Source organism: Actinomyces ruminicola, from assembly GCF_900103885.1.
GTDB classification, from domain to species: domain Bacteria; phylum Actinomycetota; class Actinomycetes; order Actinomycetales; family Actinomycetaceae; genus Actinomyces; species Actinomyces ruminicola.
On the sequence record NZ_FNIM01000039.1, the window covers coordinates 1 to 1,279 of the forward strand.

Here is a 1,279-nt window from a genome sequence, read left to right on the forward strand (position 1 = left end):
ATGGCGGCCCGCCTGGACCCGGACGCCCCGACGTGGCGCGGGCGGGCCGGAGTGGTGGACCTGGAACAGGAACGAGCAAGGAGGCAGGCATGAGCGCACGTGAGCATTCGAAGGAAGCGCACGGCAGGAAGGATTCAGGGATGAACGAGACGACGAACGCCGAAGCCGCGAAGAGGCTACTCATTTGCTGCGACGATCCGAGCCATTCCGCCACCGATAAGTGGCTGGCGGAGCTGGTGCGCCTCAACGACGGATGGGTCCAGCTCGCAGACGGACCCGGCGCCGTCGGGGACTGGCACGTAGTCCCGCACCGCGCGCAATGGCTCTGGCCGTCGGAGGAGGACCCCAACTATTGGCAGCCCGTCGCCGAGGCTGCCAAAGCGTCCGTGGCTGCCCTCACGCCCGAGGAGAGGCAGGCCGCCGCGAAGAGTGTCGAGGAAACCGGCATCGTCGTCCTTCCGGGAGGGTTTGAGTCGCCTCGCCCTCGACTGGACGTTCGGTGTCTGAGACATGCCGGGTCGCACGTCGAGTTGCGCTTGGATGATCCGAAGATCGTCGAGTTCCTGGATAAGTGGATTGCAGGCAACCAGAGGATCATCACCGTTTCTGCGCTTGCCCGTGCGATAACGCACCTTGGAGTTGCAGGCAAGGCGGATAGGGGTCTATCGTGAATCCGTGAGGCCCATCCGGGCCTCGCCCACATGACCTCTCATCGGAGCGTCCCTTAGGTGGACTCTATTCGATGAGAGGTTTTCTCTTGTCTGCGAAGGCGAAGACTCCGATTTCCGCCCGTACGGGCAACATTTCCGTGGCGGCGTTCGCGGCCGCTACCGACCTGTCTACCTCGACCGTGAGGAACATGATCCTTCGCGGTGAGGTGCGCGGCGTGCATATTGGCCGCGCGGTGCGCATCCCCGTATCTGAGTTCGCGCGGCTGGGCCTGGACCTGCCCGCCGTCCTGGGGGAGGCGGATGCCCGGTGAGTAAGCATGAGAATGGCCGCCCCCTTCAGGAAGCGGCCACCCAACACGCAAGCTCAACTGTACCCGACCTTGACGCGGTTGTGCAGTTGTTGCCGCCGAGGATTGACCCGGCGGGGATGGACTTGCGGGAGCTGGAGGCCGCCACCGAGCGGCGCTTCCGGGCCGTGAAGCGGGCCGTAACCGCCATCTACGAGCGTGCCACCGCCCGGTTCCGGTGCGAGCCCCCGGCCACTCCCCCGGCGTGGGCCGCTCACCCGGAGCGGCTGAGCAGTGAGGCGATGGAGCAGATCGCGCTCA

General features: G+C 65.8%; 3 protein-coding genes. All 3 read left to right on the forward strand.

The genetic code is table 11. From position 1 onward, the window contains the following. The first annotated feature begins 89 nt into the window (after positions 1-89). Entirely contained in the window at positions 90-671 is a 582-nt protein-coding gene (locus tag BLR49_RS12910; RefSeq protein WP_143013783.1) for a hypothetical protein, read from the forward strand. Between the two features lie 188 nt (positions 672-859). Further along, positions 860-982 (forward strand): hypothetical protein, encoded by a 123-nt coding sequence (locus BLR49_RS13950; protein WP_245690741.1) that lies wholly within the window; start codon positions 860-862, stop codon positions 980-982. A 116-nt stretch (positions 983-1,098) separates the two neighbouring features. Then, on the forward strand, positions 1,099-1,279 hold a 181-nt coding region (locus BLR49_RS12915), incomplete at its 3' end, for a hypothetical protein (RefSeq protein WP_143013785.1).

Coding starts and splice junctions, on each gene's coding strand:
- BLR49_RS12910 (WP_143013783.1), top strand. CDS start 90: ATGAGCGCACGTGAGCATTCGAAGGAAGCGCACGGCAGGAAGGATTCA.
- BLR49_RS13950 (WP_245690741.1), top strand. CDS start 860: ATGATCCTTCGCGGTGAGGTGCGCGGCGTGCATATTGGCCGCGCGGTG.